The sequence below is a fragment of the Oscillatoria nigro-viridis PCC 7112 genome (genome assembly GCF_000317475.1).
Lineage (GTDB): Bacteria > Cyanobacteriota > Cyanobacteriia > Cyanobacteriales > Microcoleaceae > Microcoleus > Microcoleus nigroviridis.
In genome coordinates, this window is sequence record NC_019729.1 from 1,002,976 (window position 1) to 1,022,831 (window position 19,856).

The following is a 19,856-nucleotide window of genomic DNA, read 5'->3' on the forward strand; positions in this document are numbered from 1 at the left end:
CTCCTCAATTGTTTGTTGTAAAGCGATGGATAAAATCTTGAGTAATATCTTGACCACTGGCATCACATAAACTACATTGGACGTGGCCTCGCCCTCGGTTACGCCCACTACCAACGTGCCGAAGTGCTAAAACGCAAACTGCTAAAAGAGCTTTCATATCTGGTGTTGGTTCTTCATCAAAAAACAGGAAAGCCGTAAAACGGGATGGGGTTTTGGGGCGATCGCGCATTACCACGCGAGCAGATCGCAAGCTACCTTTATCTGCTGTGCCATTATCAGGATTAATTGCGGTTTGGCGGCGAATTGTTGTCAGGGAATGCAATATATCTGTTGGTGTTAAACGCGGTTTATCTTCTTCTCGCTCCTTCTCTATTTGATTTCCCACGGCTTCCCGTAACTGTTGTGGCAAACAAGCATCGCCAACGCGAACCATTGATGCTGTTTCTAGAGTGCTTCCCGAAACACCAAATAATTGATTTCTAATCTTTTTCCAATGTCGAAATTTCTCGCCTTTGAGCAAGACAATTAAATTATCGCACTCCTCACTCAATAAGCCTTTTAAAGTACGCCCTCGAAGATAAGGAAATCCGAAAGAATCATGTTCTACTTCTTGGTCAACTAAACCCGCAACACCGTCACCTCGACCAAAGGTTGTATCGCTCAAAAGTTTAATCTGTACTTGCAATTCATAGCTGCTCATTGTTGTCACCCTTTAAGCCCATGTAAAAATCCATTGCTTCGATCGCATCAAAATAACCGCAATAATACTTTTCATTTTGTTCGGCCCAACCTTCCTGCTGTAAGTTATCAATTTGTGGAAAAGGTGGCAGTTGTTTGATACCGTAAGTAGTCATAAACTGTTTCGTGTTGTCAGCACCTTGGCGGAGAACTTCGCGCAAGGCAATTATTTTATTGCGACCGTCTTTCCATTTTTCATTACCTTCTACATCATCGAAGTAGCCATTAAAATGTTGAACTGCGCTAATAAAATTCGCCCAAGTGCGCCATTGGTTATCGTCGCTGTCATGCTCTTTTAGCCGTATGGGTCGCATCATCATGTTTCCTGATGGAACCTCATATTCCCGCTGCCGAATTTCGCCTATACTACCAATTAAACCGCTCGCAGCAAAATGCCAATCTAGAGTCGAACAATAATATTCCTTATCTTTATACAATCGTTTTCTTTCTTCAGAAATCAGTTTTTTCGCTGCTCCGTATAATTCCTCAACTATTTGGTAAGCTCTAGCAAATGGATAGTGAGTTTTGATAACACAAATACCAGCACGGGCTGTTAAGTTAAGTGGTTGATATTCTATATCTTTTTGTTCTTCAAATTCCTTCAGATAAATTGCAGCCAACTCAAGTCCTATCCTTCCCTCACAAACAAAGATGACATCATCGCCACCATAAACTAAAGGACGGAACGGCAAATAGTATTTACCATTTTTGGCTATTTTGAGCGAAAATCGACCCAAACAGCCTACTAATTCTCCGTTTTCAATTGAGTTATGAACTATCTCTAGCACTTTTCTCAAAGCGTTTATTCCAGCATCCTCAACGCTGTAAGAAAGTTTACGCATTTCAATAATTGCTTCTTCGTCCGATTTTCCTTCACCGCACTTTTGAAAACGATTTCCCATGCCATTACCATCTGCATGAACGATCGCAACATAACTTGATTCACCTTCAGAACGACCTAAATAGTCTGTGCGATAAGGAAAATCATAAATGTCTGAGTTAAAAGTGCCTCCAAATTTTTCTATTAGTCTTTGATTGGCTTTAGGAACTGCTTTGAGTTTAGCTTCAGTTTCTCTAGAAATTAGATAAATATCCTCCTCATCTGCATCAATATATTTCTCGCTGGTATTGACTGCGGGAAGTTGAGTTGACCGACAAGCTGCTGTTACTCCTAAACCTAATAAAGGTACAGAAGCAACTCGCTCTCGTTTCTTTTTAGGTAAGTCTTTTTCCAAAAGCTGGTTTAACGTCTTTTTAAACTCTCCCTTCCTAAATTCAAATTCTTTATTATGAGCAACGACAATATTTAAACCGGGTGCATCTTGCAAAACTCCTTTGGTCAAAATTTGAGTAAAGCGTTTAGCATATTCAAAACTCGTAAAAAGTAAAACTGTATTGCCACCTCCTGCATAAACCATCTCAGCCGCTACATCCTCATTACCGATATGGATTTCATGTAATGAATTACGTTTAGGAATATGAACTTTTTGATTAAGTTCTTTTGCTAAATCCAGCAAAGCTTTTTCAGCCCATTCTTTAGTAGCTTGAGATACTAAGTAGGATGCTCCAATATTTTCGCGCAGACGGTTACTGCTGAAAACATAGTCTTGAATTCCTGTTGTATCGATTACAGTGACAGTTAGTTTACTCATGATTTTCCCTTATTTAGGTCTACCCACGCTGCAATCTTTTCTTTGAGTATTGGTAAATCTTGTCGAATAAATACAGCAATTTTAGGATTAGTTACAGCGCCTTCAAGCTGACTTTTGAGATATCTGTCTAAACGTGGTGATTTACTTGGATCGTCATCACAACAGCAAACTAAAGCAACTCTGGCTTCATCACCACCGAGTTGCTTTGCTCTTGTGTATGCCTCAAATAGTTTCAGCTTGCATTCTTTTGGGTCTTTACTGGTTGTACAGGAAATAGCAAACAATTGGTAGCTTCGCATGAAGGCAACATCAAATTCAAATACTCCTCCTTCCCAAGTTTGACTTCTTTTAATAACAAATGACATTTTGCTGTCCCCAAGCTGTAAGTCTTGTGCCAGTTCTTTAACTTGTTTGAGTACATAATGTTCTAACCAAATCCCCCCTAGCCATGCACAAACTTGTTCATAACTATTAAATCCTTTAGCCTTTGTCACGTTCAAAGAAAGTTGACTCGGCGAAGCATCTAACTTCTGGCGCAGAACTTCAATAATTTCTGAGTGTACGCCTGTTAAACTCAAAGATAAATTAGAAAGCTCATCTTCAGATTTCCACTGACCTGTGGCTGAATCTTTTGCTCTTTTTAACTCTCCATAGTTGTTGTACCGATGAGTATTAGACCATCTTCTCCAAGTTTCTGCTATTTTTTCATCTTGATAAAGTCTGACAAATTCGGCGGCTGCATCTGGTAAAATTGGGGTAGGTAGTGGCTTTTTATTTTCTTGCCACTCATACTTGTGCAGTTTAAACAGGACTTCTAGAGGCACTGTAAGCTGAACTGCTCTGTGAGTAGAATCAGAATTGGGCTCATCTATAAATATCTCTAACGTCTTGGCATCTAGATAACTATAGACTGTATCATTTCTTGGTAAATCCGCGATCGCTCGATAGGCGTGAACTGCCATTGTGTTTGTGCCACCTGTGTAATGCAGACCAATACGTTCATTAGTCGGTATTTTTCCTGCATCTTCTTTAACTTTTGTGTAAATTCGATGAGCATTAGATTTATTATTCTCCCTTTTATCCTTGTCTAAAGCAACTGGCTTGCTGCTAAAGCCTTTATCTTTTAAGGCATTTTGCAGCAGGCTTTTTTGCGATAGTGTTTGATTAGTATAAACAAGATAAACTGTGCCACCACTTTCTAGTAACTTCACGGCAGCTACATAATTAGGCAGTGGGTTTTCACCCACCAGTAAGAAAAGGTGCTTAACTTTGTAGTCTTGGAAAGTATCGTTACTACTCATCAAATTTAACCTCCTAGATATTTGAGTATATCATACTGTTAATCACAGCTAGGATGAAGGCAACATCGCGCTTTTGCTCAATCCTACCTGCAAGGAATCACCATCCACAATACTTTTACCGCCATAGAGTCCGATCGCGCCGCCACATTAATCAAACAATATACTCCCAACCCAGAACATCGATCGGCACTTTTACAAATCCTCCAGTCTCGCCCAACCGACGATGCTTACTACCAAGTCACTTACCGAGTGACAGACTACTACCCGCTGAGGTGGTTGCGCGCTTTAGGTTCAGAAGTCGAAATTCTGCTACCTTGGGACTTGCGACAGAAAATGGCCGTAGAAATCCAAAAAACTCGCAACTTGTACCAATAGTCTTTTGCTCAATAATTATCAAAGCTATTGTGGAAAACTTGCTGATTCCTGTGGAAAACCCCCCTTTTCCTGTGGAAAACTCGCACTAAATTAAGTGCGATCGCTTTAATTCCCTTGATAGCATTTAAAAATTTAGAGGAATTGCGATCGCAAAAACCGCCTTCATCCTTCATCCCTCAACCTGCTGTTTGCTGGAGATACAGCCTACATTTTTCATCCTTCCTGCTTCCTCTTTCCTTCTTCCTTTTCTTCAGAATCGTAGCTAATGTGGTCGGACTTGTAAGCTGGTGGCTCAACGTGAATTAAGATGCGTACAGGGCTGAAACGTTCTTCCAACCGCGCTTCTACTTCTTCTGTAATCCGGTGAGCTGTTTCTACATCAACAGCATCGACGATCGCGTGCATTTCAATAAACACTTGACGCCCGATCAAGCCGCGGGAGGCGATCGAGTGACAGTTAACAACCCCCGGCACCTCCATTGCGATCGCATGAATAACTTCCGGTGCGATCGCCATTTCATCCACCAACCAAGGCAGATTTTCCCTTAAAACTTTCCAACCGCTGCTAAATACCAAAACAGCCACAGGAAAAGACAAAAACACGTCCAGGAATTGTAATTGAGGCATATTCCAAACCTCTCCTTGCCAAACACCGATCAACCCGCCGATGACCATAATTGTCACCCAAACGTCGCTCATCGTGTGCTGAGCGTCAGCCACTAAAATCGCGCTACCGAGACGTTGGCCAACTCTGCGCTCGTAAAAAGTGACAAAAATATTAATCCCCAGTACCAGCAGTAATATCCACAATTCATTTGGCGATATTTTGACAACTGTGCCACCTTTGAGCAACCTTTCAACAGCGCCGCTGAGAATTTCAAAACAGGCAATTCCCAGAAAAACAGCAATTCCCAGAGCTCCGAGAGCGTCAAATTTCTGGTGTCCGTAGGGATGATCGCGATCGGGCTGCGGATTGGCATAATGATTAGTTACCAATCCTAAAATATTATTAGCGCTGTCCGTGACGCTGTGCAAAGCATCTGCCAGCAAACTGAGGGAACCAGTCAGCCATCCCACGCCTGCTTTAATTGCCATCACCAGCAAATTTAGCAATAAGGTAATGATTAAAACCTTGCGGACTTCGGAACGGTTATCGGCAACCATAAAATCTCCTCGATCGGCCGTCAAGTTTTCTGGTTTCTAGTTTAAAGCTTATCAAGTCATCACAGGTTAAAACTCTTGCGGAATCTAGCTTGCGACTAGATTTATATTCATTAATTGTGCCTCGCTTCTTGAGATTAATTTTAATTAATAGCATTCTCGCAGTCCAATTGAGCAGGAATGTACTTCTTTTGGGTTACTATATCTTTTATCATTAACAATTGTATGTTAAATTTCATTGCCCATGTCTCTTTCTCCGCTGACACTGAATTTAGTCGAAGGTTCTGTCTCCTTTAGCTTTTCCCCGCAAGCCGCCCGGGATTTGCAAAGCGAAATTGCAGCTTTGATGGAAAGCTTGAAAGCTGTAGCCGCCAAAACCGCTGGCGCTAAAGCTTCTCCCCAAAAACCGATGGAATATCGGTATGCAGGAGATGTATTTTTGGAAGTTTTCTGCAACCCGAATATCTGGCCAACTCCTTTTGCTGCGAAAGTGCTGATTACGGTTAGGGACGATCGCGTGCGCGTGACCACAGAAGCCGAACTCAGCCGCCTGCGCGACGATCTCGCTCAGTATATCGAACAAGTAGGTTGAGATTCTCAACCTCGATCGTTTGTAGTTAATAGGTTGAATCTGAGTTCAGATACCATTCTCGCTTAACAGGCTTTCCGGCCTGTTCCACAAACATTAAATTTTCTTGTGGGGTGGGCTTCTAGCCCGCCCCTGAAAAGCTGATTGAAAGGGGATAGCTATCTGCCGGCGACGCCGACCATTCCCACATAGAACCTGCATAATTCTTAGCACAAAATCCCACATTTGTCAATACACAAGTCAACCATGCAGAGCGAATTCCCCCACTACAATAACTCACAATTTGAGTTGACTGCGAAACTCCTTTTTGCTGCAAAATAGCGACAATTTCCCCGCGAGACAGCAGTTTTCCCTGTTTGTCCATCAACTGTTTGTAATAGAGGTGAACCGCACCGGGAATGTGGCCGCCCCGCTGTTCTCCGTAAGGCGTTTTACCTGCATATTCTCGCGGCTCTCTGGCGTCAATAATGACTAAATTCTCATTTCCTAAAATTGCTTTCAATTCATCCCGCTGAATTTCCCAGTTCGAGAGGCGAGATATTACAAAATCTCCTGTTTTCGGTGGATTGTTTGCAGATTTCACTCGATTAATTCCAGCTTTGATTAAAGCCCGATATCCTCCATCGACAAAAACGGCTTTTTCCTGTCCCAAAGTCCGCAACATCCAAACAATCCGCCCGTCTTCGCCCCACCCTTTCACCGAATCGGCAACCACTATCACAGGTTTGTCTTGACAAATACCAATTGCTTGCAGTTTTTGAGTTAAAACTTTGTTATTTTCTAGGATTTTTCCCTTGTGGGGAAACTCGGAACGCGAAAATTCCTGCCAAGTTACGGGAATAGCTGGTGGGAGACGGCAAAATAACTTTAAAATGGGTGCGCGAGCATCTAGTAAAGTAGCTTCTTGTTCCAGCAATTGCTTAGCTAAATCTGCATTTACTATCCAGTTATTTGCTAAATTACCCAGTAAATTCGGCATAATTTATTGAGTAACTTTTGCTGTATTAGCACCGCAGGCTAAAACCCCTTTGGTATTAGTTGGATTAGCTGGTTTAGTCTTACCCGGAGCTGCATTTATACACAAAATAGTTTGGGTTTTGTTTCCCACCAAAAAGACTCCCCCTACAAAACTTTTGAGATTAGCTTGCTTCGAGACTCCGTAGTTAAATACAGCACCTTTTTTCACCATGCCGATCGAGTAGCTGTAATTGGCTGCGTCAGGTTTAATTTGGAGACCCATATAAACCAATAAATTGGAAACAGAACTTGTAAAACCTGCTTTTTCAGCATAGTAAACTTGCTGGGCTTTATTCATCGAACCCACAAAATTTTTCGCTTGTAATTCCTTAGTTTTAAGCGTTGGTGAAACTTGAGCTTCCGAGACAGAACTGAAAAAAACTGGCAGAGTTAGAGCTGCGAGCGCAACTTTAAGCTGCCAGTTGCGGCTGCTATAAATCCTGCTTAATTTCACAGACACTCGGTGGAATGAGCAGTTGAGAAACATATAATTAAACTAATTGTTTTGCCTGAAAGTGTTTCAATTCCCCAGGAGCAACCGTACCGTGTTCTGTAATAATTCCTGAGATAAATTCCGCCGGAGTTACGTCAAAAGCGGGATTGTAAAATTCGACCCCCACAGGACAAATTCGGGTAGTTCCAACTTGATACATTTCAACTGGATCGCGTTCTTCAATGGGGATTTTGCTGCCGTCGGAAAGTTCAAAATCAATTGTTGACAGAGGAGCGGCGACAAAAAACGGGACGTTGTGAGCTTTGGCAACAATTGCTAAACTGTAAGTGCCAATTTTATTGGCTGCATCGCCATTAGCAGCGATTCTGTCTGCACCGACAACTACTGCGTGAATCATGCCGAGTTTCATGCAGTGAGCGGCCATATTGTCTGCTATTAAAGTGACGGGAATTCCTTCTTGCACGCATTCCCAAGTGGTGAGTTTTGCACCTTGGAGACGGGGCCGAGTTTCGTCTGCAAAAACTCTTCCGAGTCTTCCTTCTCGCCAAGCAGAACGAAATACACCTAAAGCAGTTCCGTAGCCGGCTGTTGCTAATGCACCTGCATTGCAGTGAGTTAGTAAGTTCAATTTTTCAGGTGTAGCTGGCAGAACTTCTAAACCTTTGTCGCCGATATCTTTACAAGTTTGCAAGTCTTCTGCTTGAATGGTTTTGGCCATTTCTAACAAAGTTTTTTGCACTTGTTCGACAGAACCGCTAGTTCTCTCGGCAGTTTTGAGCATTCGCGATATTGCCCAAAACAAATTAACCGCAGTGGGACGAGTCGATCGCAATAACTCGCCAACTTGTTCTAGTTTAGTTAAAAACTCGGTGCGATCGCCCGTTTCGATTTCTCGCGCCCCCAAATACATCCCGTAAGCTGCTGCTACCCCGATCGCCGGAGCACCTCGGACTATCATAGTTTTAATCGCCTCAGCCATATCTTCGCAGCGGCTAATTTCGACTACACCGTATTCTTTCGGCAGCCGGTTTTGGTCAATTAGCAGAACTCGGTCTTCTTTCCAAGTGACGGGGGAAACGGGGGAGTTTTGAGCGGTCATCTATTTCAATTATGTGAGGGACAAGTTTCTATGATGCCATGAAGGCGACTATTCCTCTATGTTATGAGGGACACGCTGAATTTGCCAAAATCCCAGCCCTGCGGTTTGAGATTCGAGACTGGAGATTTGAGATTTAAAAATTGCTGGATACCTACCACTCTCTGGGTTTGGAAGTTGCGTAGAATTGGATTCTTGTTCACAAAAGTGTACTTATAGGACTCACGCATTGACAAAATAACCAAACAATGCCTTGATAAATATGGGTCGTCTAACATTTTAGGTATCGGACAATGAGAAAAATAACTAAACCCTCGACAGCACAATGTAATATAGACACTTACACCTCCTGCATTGATGTCAGAGCCAAAGTTGGGAGGGTGTAGTAGGCGATCAGAGATATTAGGAAATGTTTCACATGACAGTATCAATCGATTTTTGTTGAGAGAGAGATACGAACCCAAAGATTTATTCAACACAATACAGAAAATAATAAATCTAGAAGGAGGGATACTGAGTGTAGACGATACAGTCATAGAAAAGATTTACAGCGATCCCAAAAAAGCCGAATTAATTAGTTATTTTTGGTCAGTAAAAGCTCATAAAACTATTATTATTTTAAATTTAACCACCCTATATTACAGCGATATTAATGGTAATTTAGTCCCAATAAATTACAGAACTTATGATAAAAAGGAGGGAAAAACCAAAAACGATTATTTTAGAGAAATGGTGAGTGAAATAATAAATTGGGGAGTCAAGCCAAGAATAGTAACAGGAGATAGTTGGTATTCAGGAGTGGAAAATTGAAAATTTCTAAAAAACCAGAAATAGGGTTTTATCTTCGGAATTGAAAAAAACAGGACAGTATCAAATGAGCCACGTAATTATTGCCAGGTAAGCACTCTGGAAATTCCCGAGTCAGGATTGATAACTCATTTAAAAGAATTTGGATTTATAAAGTTGTTTAGAAAAAGATTCAAAAAAGAGGCGTCTAGACACTATATTTTCTATTTGCCAGAGTCAGAAAAAATGGCTGAGATTACAAGAGATGAATTCCTCACAATTCATGATACTCATTGGTAAATTGAAACCTTTCATAGAGCCATCAAACAAGTATGTGGAATTTGTCGTTTCATGGTGAGAGACACCCAAGCGATCGAGACTCATATATTTTGTTCACTTCAAGCATTTGTAAAATTGGAGTTTATGCGGTCTGAAAAAATAATTAGTAACTGGTATGAAGTCCAAAGGAATTTATTCACTTCAGTTATACGTGAGCATATTTTGGCAAACCGATTCAGTGATGGTATCGTCTAGAATACATAGATGATATTTTTTGTCAATGCGTAAGTCCTAGTAATGATACAGTGCGTGCCGGCAAGGGCGATGACATAGTTGTCGGCGAATTGGGCAGCAACCTGCTGTTTGGCAATGAAGGGAGTGATACTATCTGTGGCGGCGAGGGGGAAGATACAGTGTACGGGGATATAGGTAGCCCCCTCCCCATTGGTTCTACGGGCGGAAAAGACCAAATATGCGGCGGTTTGGGCAACGATTTGTTGTTTGGCAATGAAGGTCAGGATACTGTCAACGGGGATACTGGGAACGATACTCTTTACGGCGGTAAGGATGAGGACAGTTTGCTTGGCAGTGCTGGGAACGATTTGCTGTTTGGAGATCGGGGGAATGATACTCTGATAGGAGGTACCGGGAACGATCGATTTGTGTTGGGTATTGACCTCGGCAGCGAGACTATTTTAGACTTTCAATACGGTATCGATTCGATCGGCTTAATTGGTGGTCTCAATTTCTCGCAACTGAGCATTGTTGCGGAGAATACTTCTACTCTCATCCGAGTTAGTGGTTCCGGGCAACTTTTGGCAACTCTCAGCAATGTGCCTGCAAGCGTGATTACTGCCACAGATTTTGCACTCCTGTAGTGCGATCGAGCGGCTTTCCTGAGTTTATGGTGTAAAATAGATCGACCAATAGACCTCTTCAATAATTCCCAATCCCTTACCCCGCTTGGTTTCGCCGTTGTCAGTCCCCCAAGGACCGACAACGGCGAAACCAACGCTCAAATAAGGGTTTCAACGGTCTATCGATAAGAACTGACCAAATATTAGGGCATAATTGTTGCATTTTTTTTCGGCGTTGCTGAATACAGGTATGAATTCAATATTTCCCAATTGCTATAAGCCCGCTTGAGGGTGAATTTCGTAATTTCCAGCGAAAAGTTGATTCATACCGTTAATCAGCAACGCCTAATTTAGATTCACTTTCTTAACCCGCTCTCAGGCAAAGTTCATCGCTCCGTATTCTTGCAACTATTGTAAATCTACAGTGCCATCAAGTTTCATCCTCAGCTAAAGTAATCAGTCGATCGTCTAAACTGAGATTTAACTGCTTATCCAAACTCGGTATTAAATCAATACCAAAGTTTTTATTTTTATCTTGGGCTATGGCGCTAATTCTTACGCCAATACACAATTCATTACGGTTTTGTGCAGCTAATACACAATCAGCGAAAGTCAGCTTGCTAATCTGTTCTTTGGGAAAGTAAAGCGAGATTGGCTTGACATACAGTTCGCTACCTTCCGGTGAGGGTAGTCCTGCATAGCAAGGAAAATGTGTTATAATTTTATGCTTTTAACCTACCTTAAATTTAAGCTTATGAACTGTCCCAAGTGTAACTCTGAATACATATTGAAAAATGGTCGCACTCGTTCCGGCAAGCAAAATTTTAAATGTCGAGATTGTGGAAGACAATTCGTCAAGACTCCCAGACATCAACCGATTTCATTAGCAACAAAAGAGTTGATAGACCGACTTTTATTAGAAAAGATATCTCTGGCTGGGATTGTGAGGGCGACTGGGGTTTCGGAACGGTGGTTGCAATACTATGTTAATAAAAAATTAGGAGCTGTAAAAAGAGAAGTAGAAGTGAAGTCAAAAAATCAAGGGAAGCTAACAATTCAATGTGATGAAATGCGGTCATTCATTTGTAGGCAATAAGGATAACAAGCAGTGGATTTGGGTGGCAATTGATGTATCAACTTTCATAAATTGTAGGAGTGTATATTGGCAAAATAGATCGAGCGGGCGCTCAAGGATTATGGGATTCTCGTGCGACCTGTTCCAGAGTCAATGTGCCGTAAGTTATACAGACTTTTGGAGCGCCTATGGAACAGTTTTTCCTCAAAAAAGACACAAGGCAGTAGGAAAGGAGACTGGTCTGACAAACTATATAGAAAAATTTAATAATACGATGAGACAAAGAATATCTAGATTGGTGAGAAAAACTCTTTCATTCTCCAAAAAACTCTCTAATCATATTGGGGCTATTTGGTATTTTATTCATGAGTATAACGCCAGTTTATCTATGAATTAAAACCCAGGGTTTTCCTTGCTATGCAGGACTACCGGGATTACTAATTGCCGAGAACAGCTTGTTAACTTTTATCTTCAACAAATCAATCTTCTGTTCCCACTCTTGCTTCAACATTTGCTGGTCTTCTTGAAATAGGTCAGGGTCTTTCAACCAGTATTTATACCAACGGCGTATCAGCCCAATCAACGTACTCTCGGATACTGTTCCCGTAGCTTCACTGAGCAAGCGTCTGCGACGGTCATGTCGATCGGACTTTTTTGATTCCAGTCCAATCTTTTGACAAAGTTCCAGATAGTATGCTTGCACTGTTCGCCGCTCCTCTACATCTAATCCGCCCCTTTCTAATTGGGAGATCAGATCGGCTAGGTGCGCCAAACCCATTTCAATCTCAGCTAGTATACTATTCACCTCAGCCTCAGCTAATAAGCGTAGCCGTCCCGCTTCTCGCTTCTGTTGCGCTTTTACCCCAGGTATAGAGCAACCATAAAACTCGTCAACTAATTCTAACTTCTTGCCAATTTCGCCCATGGTATCGGGGTGTGCCAGCACGACTTTTTCCATCATGGAGATGGCTAGAGCCGGGGCAACATCTGCTTTGATGGGAATGGATATCGTGTAGTAGTAATGATTGGTCGGACGGCTGATGTTAATAATATTCTGCCCTTCAAACGCGGCATTGGGGATGTAAATCTGTGAGTGCGTGTCAATGAGATACAGTTCGGTTAATCGCAGCCCAATGTGTTTAATCACGCCTCTTCTACCGTTGGCTAGCTCAATCACATCCCCAAAGCGAAACGGTGTATCGATGAGCAAGACTAACCCACTGAAGAAGTTTGCCAGAATGTCTTTTAGGGCAAACCCCAAGATAAAACTGATTCCTCCGATGGCAACTAACAAACCTTGGATGTCAATACCGAATGCCTGGAGAAACAGCAGTCCACCCACCAAGTAAACTATTACAGGGAGAACATTTTGCAGGATGGGAGTCAGAACATCATCCCACATTGCCTCGGAGCGTGCGGCATACTCCCTGAAAGCATAGGTCACAACCTCAGTGAGCAATTGAACCGCCCAAAAGGCGGCGACAAGGACAAGAAAAGCGGTCAAGCCTCGTTGGAACCAAGTAATGTAAATTGTAGGAGTGACAAATAGCGTCTGCAATGCCAGCTTGAAACCGATCGCGAACACAATGAGTGTCAGCGGCGTTTGTGAGACGTTGAGTGCAACTAACGCCAGGTCTGAGGTAAATTGACGGAAAACCCTCCGCAAAATACCAAAAAGTAGGTAGAGAACAATAACGACAACACCAAGAATGCCGAAGTTAAGCAAAAATCAACCCCATCCTGGAGCAGGAAAAATAGCTGACAGAAACGTAGAACTGCCGATCGTCGTCATTGGGAAACTGGCTCCATAGATCCGTAAAGGATGTAAAAAATTGTGCTTGACATAGTATTAGATAGGTGTTAATTAATTAAAGGGATACTCTTTCAAAAATAGAAATATAAAAAAACTAAAACCAGCATTTAGCTCCGGGATTTGCTAGAGAAGAATTCTCGATCGCCACGAAGCACAGTTGCTTCACAGCCAATCATAATTTTTTCTGTTTTATAGTTGTTTCACCCCTGATGAATGAATCCAATAAAACGACGATGGCGATCGCCTCATTATTTGTCGGTGTAGTCGCCCTATCTTTTGGCTCTATCTTCATTAGATGGAGTGAATCTGAACTCAGTCCCAATGCTACAATATTTAATCGCTTTTGGATAGGTAGTATGGTCTTTGGGCTGTGGCAAGGATACAAGGCGATACGTCAGAGACTGTCTGGTGACAAACCCGTTCAACAGCATTCCTACACCAGTCAGGAGCTTTTGCTATTGCTGGGTGCTGGGACTTTTTTTGCTGCCACCTTAGCCTTTGTCGCTTGGTCGCTGACTCAAACCAGCGTCGCTATCTCGACAATCCTGCACAATCTCACCCCGATATTTACTAGCTTAGGAGCGTGGTTGTTATTCGGTCAAGGCTTTAACCGCCAATTTGTCATTGGGATGGTCGTCGCCATTGGGGGAGCGATCGGCATTGAAATCCAGCAGATACAAATCGCCACTGGTGAGGTAACAGGAGGCATAGCTGCCATCGTCTCTGCGGTTTTCATGGGTGCATATCTGCTGGTGGTAGAACAACTGAGAACCAAATTTGACCCCATCACAATTCAGTTGTGGGTTTGTGCGATCGCTACCATATCCATCTTGCCCATGCTTGTGTTCGCTCAAGAGCGGGTTTTGCCTTCTTCACTGAATGGATGGCTGTTCGTCATTTTTCTCGCCCTCATCTGCCAAGTTTTAGGCCAGGGACTTTTAACATATAGCGTTGCTAGCTTGTCCTCAGTGGTTGTCTCCTTAGTACATTTGTTAGAGCCAGTATTTAGCAGCATTTTGGCTTGGGCCTTATTTTGGGAAAAATTAAGTTTCTCGAATTGGGTAGGTTTTGCCCTAGTTCTCATCGGTCTATACCTAGCCGTATCTAGCCAAGCTGTTGTTAATCTGCCACAAAATCGGCTAGAGAGCGGGTAGTCATTCGATTTTAGATTTTAGATTTTGGATTTTGGATTGACCCCACGGATCGAGTCGGGGGCTTGAGGATTTTAGATTTTGGATTGATTCCACGGATCGATCGCGTGGCGGGTACCATGAAGAAATTCTCGGTCACCATTACTGTTTGTTTCAACGGTCAGCAAGCTAACAAGACTTGGCTCAAAAAATCAGCACAACTCAATGTCAACACAATTGCTAAAAAGTATGACAGCAAAACTGGAATTAGCACAGAAACCGTCGTCCAGAACACCTGCTTGGATAGCAACTGCTTCATTATTTGCCAGCCTGATCCCCCTATCTTTAGCACCAATCCTCGTCAAACTGTGCGAACAAGAAATAGGTTCAAATGCCGTAGCATTCCATCGCGGCTGGATCGCTGCCACCGTCTTTGGCTTGTTGAGCACAATAGAGGCTTTTGACCGCCAAAAATCCGATCGCCAACCCGTAGAACAGAAGCCTTTTACGAGACGAGAATTCGCGCTATTGGTAGGATTGGGAACTTTCGGAGCAACCTACTTCCTGCTGTGGTCTTTGTCGCTGACTCAAACCAACGTTGCCAACGTTACGTTATTTTGTGGTTTGAACCCACTGTTTGTCGGTTTGGGGGGGTGGTTGTTATTAGGTAGGCGCTACAATAGCAGATTCATCATTGGCATGATCCTGGCACTGGTGGGAGCGATCGTTATGGGATGGGATGACGTGCAGTTCGCCACTAACCAAGTACAAGGTAATGCCGTCGCCTTGCTATCGGGGATTTGTTTTGCTGCATATCTGATACTGCTAGAACTGCTGCGAGAACGATTTACCACGGCAACCTTATTGCTGTGGCGCTGCGCCTTCACGACTGTGTTGGCGTTTCCCGTCCTCGCACTCGCCGAAGAAAGATTGTTTCCCCATTCCTGGATGGGGTGGTTTTTCTTAATTTTGCAAGCCCTCTTGTGCCAAGTGTTGGGTCAAGGACTTTTGGCTTACAGCCTCAGCAAGCTGTCGTCAGGATTCGTCGCCGTCACGCTGCTTTTCGAGCCAGTCCTTGCCTCAATCTTCGCTTGGGTAATTTTTTCTGAACGCTTGGGTTTCTTTGACTTGGTGGCGTTTGTCGTGATTTTATCCGGTATCTATGTAGCTCAATCGAGTCAATCTGCCGTTAAAGAAACCCGCGAATTAGCGTAATTGATGGGTGATAGCAAGTGGGCGCGACGATCGCCCGAGGAAATGCCCTTGCCATCAACTCTCTAAACTTTTGCGGCAGCCCTCACCAAAGCATCACTGAGGCTTCACCACCAGAAAAGTTAGAGTACAAGCGGATTCTCAGCACATACCGCCGACCTCGATCAAGCCGAACATTGATTTGTGCATTCAAGTCTGTGCCACTGTCGTCGTCACCAGCAACATATTTCAGGTCACCACTCTGATCCTCGAAAAGAACCATAACTGTATCTACCTTTCCGAAGGTTCCAATTGTTTGACACTCTCCGACCTGAAGGTACGGAGATTCTTGAGAAACTTTAACACTCTTAAAGGTGCTGTCAAGACACCTCTAGACGTTCAAAACAACTACCTTTCGGTGTTGCAATTACGCTTACTTTTTGTATGCTTTCGTTCGCACTTTTCAACACGCTTGCCAGTTCGGTACGCTCACTATCCTGCGTTGCTTGGCTGTGCCTTAGTCTTTCTCAGACGATGAACGCTGAGGGTGTCTTACTGCCGGGAATCTCACCGTACTAGGAATAGTTCATCACGTAGTTGATACGCCTACTTGTTCGGCATTGCTCAATTATTATAACACAGACTCGTAGCCTAAAGGCTACAAGTGCGTTTCATACCCTGCGGGAAAGACCGGGGTTCTCACGCGACGCGCTATAGGTTCGGGTAGCAGAGGGTTCGATCGCAAAGTTTTTCTGTTCAGCAGGCGCGAGGGAAAGAATCTCGGAATGGAAGGGTTTAAGTTCTGTATAACTCGAGTCATCAAGCGGGGGATAGAATAATCGTACCTGCAACACATCCTGCTCAGAAAGTCCGCCAGCAGGGTTTAATCCGTTCTGGCACTCCACAGGTTTCTCAATGAATCCCGCTGCAAAAGCGTAATGCCCGATCGAGTTGGGGTTCCACTTTGACCCCTCCACTTCTCCTACTGCCAGCTTTTGAAGCACATTATCAAAAGTTGTATCTCGGTCCCAATTGTTAGGAGAAGCACCGAAATATTTATAAACGGCTTCTTCGTCCCAAACGATAACCGGGACATCTACCCCACGGGGATCAGCCCGAAGAGCCCAGCCGAAGTTCATGGTTCGCTCGCTTTGTTGAGGAATATCGATCGCATCGCGGCCAAGATATGACCAGGCTCCATCTCCTTGCACAAAGCCGATTCGTATCTCTGCCTCGCTGATGTTCCGAACCTCCTCAAACTTGATACCAATCCCTACCTTCTTCCACACCTCAAACCCCTGCCGCACGATCTCCTTCTGTTCGTTCCCGCCTGAATTGGGACCGCTCTCAAAAAAGTAATAACGTAATTTTGTACCGTTAACCCACTTCTTCCCGAGTAACAGTATTAGACGAGCACGCTCGGATCGAAAGTGCGTGGAGGAACCTTTAGCAAAGCACAAAATTTTTGTGCTTCTTTACCTGATGCTTCGCCACCTGAGACAACTTTGATTCCCAGCTTAGCTTCAATTTGTTCGAGGCGTTTTAGTAATTGCTCGAGTTGATAAGAGTCGATTTGTGAAAGTTTAGTCATGACAAATTCCTCCAAAGTTAATACCTAGGGACTTTAAGTCCAAAGAACCAGCTATTTTGAGAATGTTTGTGTTCATCTACCTGAATCAAGTGCGATCGCAGTAGATTCAGGAAAGAGAAACTGCAACCCTGTCAACAATGACCTAGATAAATGCGAGCTGTCGAGCCTGTATAAACTGAATTAAATCCTTGTGAAACCCAGATTTTTTGTTATAATGATGAGTTTGGACGGAGAGATTTCCTACCCTCAATATCCCATGAGGAGATGCCGATCGCACTGTACAGAGAACTCGTGTTCCCCATTCTAGTTTCAAGCTTTACACTGTCAACGATCGATAGTCAAGACTGTTGTTAGCTCCTAGCCGGAAACCGTTGATTTTCCGTTGGGATATCGATTGTGTAATTGCCCTGAAACCCTGATTCTACAGTTGCCAATCAAACACTATCCGAATTATTGATAGGAATAATTGACAACAGCCTGCTAGAGCTTGCTGCATAGCCTTTATAGGCTAGCAAATAAAACTGTGTTAGTGGGGGTCGTCGGTTCAAATGCCGCCGCTGCGATCGACAAAACCCGTAACGAAGAGGGTTTTGTCGTTTTTGTAAATATTTTCACTCTTTGGCAACGATCAAACAATCACTCTCCACTTTAGACAGCATATCTGGAAAAGCTGAGGTGTAGTTGCCATCTTTGTCTGCAATCCTGCGGAGTATATATCCGTTGTCAGGAGGTCTGCCGAAAAACGAGTTTGTGCGATACCAGATATCTCCATTCGGAGTGTTCGGATCTCGATCGATCAAAAAATCTACCAGCCACGGCGGTACACACCATCCAAACACTATCGGGGTGATGTGTCCGTGCTGCAAAGTTGCATCGGAGAATCGAAACAAGTAGCTGAAGCGAGAAAATTTAACTAAATAAATTAACATCCGTCCCGCCATTGATGAATGAAATGTCCAGATAACAGGGTCAAAAACGCGCAGCAATAACGTCCGTTTGTCAGCATTCCAGTCTGAACTGTACATCGTCAGACAATCATCTGGTAAAACATTCCCGTCCATAAAAAAGATACCTTGCAGGACTTCAGGTAACTCCGCTGGATGTTCTACTTTCATCCAATTCGCGATGTCTTTTAGTTGCTTTTGTTCGATTAACATGGTATTATTTATCCTCAAAGTAGTTGTGTTTTGGTTTCCTGTTAAATACCCCCTTGATTTCTTCGTCGATCGATCGCTCGGACGAAAGTTTGTGCAGGGTAGGATCTCTTTCAACCGCCGAGTCTGATAGCAGTTTTCAATCTGATGAAATACAGCTTTAGACACCGCGATTGCCTAAGTCCCTACCAGAGATATACGATCGAGCTTTTGGATTGATTACCGCCGCAAATTAGGCTCAGAGCTTCGGCGCACTTTGCCTACCGTACTCACGACATCCACCAGCATCTTGAGTGCAATGTCTTTAGCGGGGCAAATCCGTCCCGCGCTGCGATCGCCCACGGAATGAAATCCCATATGAAAAGGGCACAGATTCTCCCGCTTAGGGTTGAATTCGTATACCGTAGAGCCCCAGAAACTCTCGTCTAGCAGCCCCAAACTGAGCGGTATCAGTACCTTGGTTCCGGCGGGGAAGGTGCGCTCTTTGCCCGCTACCGTTGCGGTGAAGGGCTCTGTCGCGACTCGGTGGGTGGCGCTGACGGGGGCCCAGAGGCGGGCGCATTCCAAGAGGAACAGCTCGATCGACTGGCGATCGTCCAAATCGAGCCGATCCCAAAAATCAGTCGGGTTAATTTCGGCCGTCTGCTGTCCTTTATAGGCGGGGAGAGGGCGATATCCCATTGCCGTGTAGCCTAGGTGCAGGGGGCCTTGCAGTCCCGCTATCCCCATAATTGATGTCATCAGCTTCGCCAATTCCCGCTTAGTCATGCCGTTGTTTTCCGAGCTCTCCTCGAAGTCGGCTAAAGCTGGGGAATTTTCATAGATAGTCGCCGCACGCTCGATTAGAGCGGACAAATCCCCGTGTCCAAAGAGGTTCAGGCTTTGCAGCAGGTTGCCGATGACGGCGAAGTAGTGCAGCGGGCTTTGGCGGGTGTAATGCAATTCGGTGAGGAGTTCGATCGACTCTGAATCGTCTGGATTAATCCCAAAGATGACGTAGTGCAGGTATCGGACTAAAAATCCCATCCAACCCCGCTTGACATCGGTAAAAAACGCTCCCCCCGCACCGTGCGACATCTCGGCATAATCTGCGGCTAGCCGATCGAGCAACCGTCTGCTGATTTCGTCCTCTTGGCGATCCGTTGTGGCACTGTTGAACAGATATTTCTGCATGCAGCTTCGGAATGCTGCGTGGTTGCTGCTACCGTCAGTTTCGCGATCGGACAAAGACAGCAGGAAAAGGTTTCTGCCGCCGACATCTTGGTTGGGCGCGCGATCGGGATCGAGTACAGAAGTACCCAGCCGCCATCCGCGCGCCTGGGGCGATGTGAGTGCTTTTTCCAGCGTGTCAAACTCTCCCATCACGACTTGCCCGGCGCAGCAAAAGTTGGCTCCGAAAGCCAGCCGTTTTATCTGCAAATAGGTGGGTTCGTTGGCAATCAAACCCTCAATCAGGGCGATCGGCGGTAGCATCGTTTTGCTGAGACTTTCTTCCGGGTTTTGCAAAGCCCAAACCTGAAACTCGTTCAGTGCCGGGTTCATCAGCGATGAGAAAATAGTATCTAAATTTAGGTTCATCATAATTCCTCCGAGAATC

At 44.0% G+C, this 19,856-nt stretch carries 17 protein-coding genes and 3 pseudogenes; 7 read left to right on the plus strand and 13 right to left on the minus strand.

Translation table 11 applies throughout. From position 1 onward, the window contains the following. Positions 1-4 precede the first annotated feature (4 nt). From OSC7112_RS04450 to OSC7112_RS04460, 3 genes are read right to left on the minus strand one after another with little or no spacing between them, the layout of a single operon-like run. Positions 5-700, minus strand: a complete 696-nt coding sequence (locus tag OSC7112_RS04450; protein WP_015174779.1) for an RAMP superfamily CRISPR-associated protein — start codon at positions 698-700, stop codon at positions 5-7. Beyond that, positions 687-2,390 carry a Cas10/Cmr2 second palm domain-containing protein gene (locus OSC7112_RS04455; RefSeq protein WP_015174780.1) on the minus strand — a complete coding sequence of 568 codons (1,704 nt, stop codon included), beginning with the start codon at positions 2,388-2,390 and terminating at the stop codon, positions 687-689. Before OSC7112_RS04455 ends, OSC7112_RS04450 begins: the two co-directional genes overlap by 14 nt. Then, positions 2,387-3,691: a PDDEXK family nuclease gene (locus OSC7112_RS04460; protein WP_015174781.1), complete on the minus strand. Its 1,305-nt coding sequence runs from the start codon at positions 3,689-3,691 to the stop codon at positions 2,387-2,389. Before OSC7112_RS04460 ends, OSC7112_RS04455 begins: the two co-directional genes overlap by 4 nt. A 75-nt stretch (positions 3,692-3,766) precedes the next feature. Between OSC7112_RS04460 and OSC7112_RS35270 the strand changes: the two are divergent. Further along, positions 3,767-4,066, plus strand: a pseudogene (locus OSC7112_RS35270) (TIGR03985 family CRISPR-associated protein); the annotation flags it as partial. Positions 4,067-4,279: 213 nt separating this feature from the next. On the opposite strand, the gene cdf31 reads toward OSC7112_RS35270, so the two are convergent. Then, entirely contained in the window at positions 4,280-5,230 is a 951-nt protein-coding gene (gene cdf31, locus OSC7112_RS04465) for a CDF family zinc efflux transporter Cdf31 (RefSeq protein WP_015174782.1), read from the minus strand. Between the two features lie 241 nt (positions 5,231-5,471). Here cdf31 and OSC7112_RS04470 point away from each other — a divergent pair, with 241 nt between their 5' ends. After that, complete coding sequence (locus tag OSC7112_RS04470; protein ID WP_015174783.1) at positions 5,472-5,819, plus strand: hypothetical protein; 348 nt, start codon at positions 5,472-5,474, stop codon at positions 5,817-5,819. Positions 5,820-5,937: 118 nt separating this feature from the next. Here OSC7112_RS04470 and OSC7112_RS04475 read toward each other — a convergent pair whose 3' ends face one another. Genes OSC7112_RS04475 through mtnA form a run of 3 tightly spaced genes read right to left on the minus strand, consistent with a single transcriptional unit; the run spans position 5,938 to position 8,386 of the window. Further along, positions 5,938-6,795, minus strand: coding sequence for a sulfurtransferase (locus OSC7112_RS04475; RefSeq protein WP_015174784.1), 858 nt, complete (start codon positions 6,793-6,795; stop codon positions 5,938-5,940). Between the two features lie 3 nt (positions 6,796-6,798). After that, the gene (locus tag OSC7112_RS04480; protein ID WP_223300758.1) at positions 6,799-7,287 is read right to left on the minus strand and encodes a type IV pilin-like G/H family protein; all 489 of its coding nucleotides are present in this window, start codon (positions 7,285-7,287) and stop codon (positions 6,799-6,801) included. Between the two features lie 37 nt (positions 7,288-7,324). Continuing rightward, positions 7,325-8,386 (minus strand): S-methyl-5-thioribose-1-phosphate isomerase, encoded by a 1,062-nt coding sequence (gene mtnA, locus OSC7112_RS04485; RefSeq protein ID WP_015174786.1) that lies wholly within the window; start codon positions 8,384-8,386, stop codon positions 7,325-7,327. A 290-nt stretch (positions 8,387-8,676) separates the two neighbouring features. Between mtnA and OSC7112_RS04490 the strand changes: the two are divergent. Together OSC7112_RS04490 and OSC7112_RS04495 are read left to right on the plus strand one after the other, a co-directional pair. Beyond that, positions 8,677-9,703, plus strand: a pseudogene (locus tag OSC7112_RS04490) (IS701 family transposase). Between the two features lie 14 nt (positions 9,704-9,717). Then, entirely contained in the window at positions 9,718-10,326 is a 609-nt protein-coding gene (locus OSC7112_RS04495; protein ID WP_263053616.1) for a calcium-binding protein, read from the plus strand. Between the two features lie 409 nt (positions 10,327-10,735). Here OSC7112_RS04495 and OSC7112_RS39335 read toward each other — a convergent pair whose 3' ends face one another. Next, the gene (locus tag OSC7112_RS39335; protein ID WP_190274327.1) at positions 10,736-10,876 is read right to left on the minus strand and encodes a hypothetical protein; all 141 of its coding nucleotides are present in this window, start codon (positions 10,874-10,876) and stop codon (positions 10,736-10,738) included. A gap of 183 nt (positions 10,877-11,059) precedes the next feature. Between OSC7112_RS39335 and OSC7112_RS35275 the strand changes: the two are divergent. Then, positions 11,060-11,777: pseudogene (locus tag OSC7112_RS35275) on the plus strand (IS1 family transposase). A gap of 18 nt (positions 11,778-11,795) precedes the next feature. On the opposite strand, the gene OSC7112_RS04510 reads toward OSC7112_RS35275, so the two are convergent. Further along, entirely contained in the window at positions 11,796-13,106 is a 1,311-nt protein-coding gene (locus OSC7112_RS04510) for a mechanosensitive ion channel family protein (protein WP_015174789.1), read from the minus strand. A gap of 296 nt (positions 13,107-13,402) precedes the next feature. On the opposite strand from OSC7112_RS04510, the gene OSC7112_RS04515 reads away from it, so the two are divergent. Next, positions 13,403-14,347 (plus strand): DMT family transporter, encoded by a 945-nt coding sequence (locus OSC7112_RS04515; RefSeq protein ID WP_015174790.1) that lies wholly within the window; start codon positions 13,403-13,405, stop codon positions 14,345-14,347. Positions 14,348-14,572: 225 nt separating this feature from the next. Next, positions 14,573-15,538 (plus strand): DMT family transporter, encoded by a 966-nt coding sequence (locus OSC7112_RS04520; protein ID WP_150111494.1) that lies wholly within the window; start codon positions 14,573-14,575, stop codon positions 15,536-15,538. Between the two features lie 647 nt (positions 15,539-16,185). Here the strand turns inward: OSC7112_RS04520 and OSC7112_RS04525 are convergent. The 4 genes from OSC7112_RS04525 to OSC7112_RS04535 form a co-directional block, all read right to left on the minus strand. After that, positions 16,186-16,974 carry a matrixin family metalloprotease gene (locus OSC7112_RS04525; RefSeq protein ID WP_071883964.1) on the minus strand — a complete coding sequence of 263 codons (789 nt, stop codon included), beginning with the start codon at positions 16,972-16,974 and terminating at the stop codon, positions 16,186-16,188. Further along, complete coding sequence (locus tag OSC7112_RS40715; protein ID WP_051041475.1) at positions 16,920-17,105, minus strand: hypothetical protein; 186 nt, start codon at positions 17,103-17,105, stop codon at positions 16,920-16,922. The genes OSC7112_RS04525 and OSC7112_RS40715 overlap by 55 nt, the downstream gene beginning before the upstream one ends. A gap of 611 nt (positions 17,106-17,716) precedes the next feature. Further along, positions 17,717-18,262 (minus strand): hypothetical protein, encoded by a 546-nt coding sequence (locus OSC7112_RS04530; RefSeq protein ID WP_015174792.1) that lies wholly within the window; start codon positions 18,260-18,262, stop codon positions 17,717-17,719. Positions 18,263-18,478: 216 nt separating this feature from the next. Beyond that, the gene (locus tag OSC7112_RS04535) at positions 18,479-19,840 is read right to left on the minus strand and encodes a cytochrome P450 family protein (protein WP_223300759.1); all 1,362 of its coding nucleotides are present in this window, start codon (positions 19,838-19,840) and stop codon (positions 18,479-18,481) included. Between the last annotated feature and the right edge of the window lie 16 nt (positions 19,841-19,856).

Excerpts from the sequence above, each read along its gene's own strand:
- OSC7112_RS40715 (WP_051041475.1), bottom strand. The coding sequence starts at position 17,105 with ATGACTAAACTTTCACAAATCGACTCTTATCAACTCGAGCAATTACTA.
- OSC7112_RS04455 (WP_015174780.1), bottom strand. The coding sequence starts at position 2,390 with ATGAGTAAACTAACTGTCACTGTAATCGATACAACAGGAATTCAAGAC.
- mtnA (WP_015174786.1), bottom strand. The coding sequence starts at position 8,386 with ATGACCGCTCAAAACTCCCCCGTTTCCCCCGTCACTTGGAAAGAAGAC.
- OSC7112_RS04450 (WP_015174779.1), bottom strand. The coding sequence starts at position 700 with ATGAGCAGCTATGAATTGCAAGTACAGATTAAACTTTTGAGCGATACA.
- OSC7112_RS04470 (WP_015174783.1), top strand. The coding sequence starts at position 5,472 with ATGTCTCTTTCTCCGCTGACACTGAATTTAGTCGAAGGTTCTGTCTCC.
- OSC7112_RS04535 (WP_223300759.1), bottom strand. The coding sequence starts at position 19,840 with ATGATGAACCTAAATTTAGATACTATTTTCTCATCGCTGATGAACCCG.
- OSC7112_RS04520 (WP_150111494.1), top strand. The coding sequence starts at position 14,573 with ATGACAGCAAAACTGGAATTAGCACAGAAACCGTCGTCCAGAACACCT.
- OSC7112_RS04515 (WP_015174790.1), top strand. The coding sequence starts at position 13,403 with ATGAATGAATCCAATAAAACGACGATGGCGATCGCCTCATTATTTGTC.
- OSC7112_RS04530 (WP_015174792.1), bottom strand. The coding sequence starts at position 18,262 with ATGTTAATCGAACAAAAGCAACTAAAAGACATCGCGAATTGGATGAAA.
- OSC7112_RS04460 (WP_015174781.1), bottom strand. The coding sequence starts at position 3,691 with ATGAGTAGTAACGATACTTTCCAAGACTACAAAGTTAAGCACCTTTTC.
- cdf31 (WP_015174782.1), bottom strand. The coding sequence starts at position 5,230 with ATGGTTGCCGATAACCGTTCCGAAGTCCGCAAGGTTTTAATCATTACC.
- OSC7112_RS04475 (WP_015174784.1), bottom strand. The coding sequence starts at position 6,795 with ATGCCGAATTTACTGGGTAATTTAGCAAATAACTGGATAGTAAATGCA.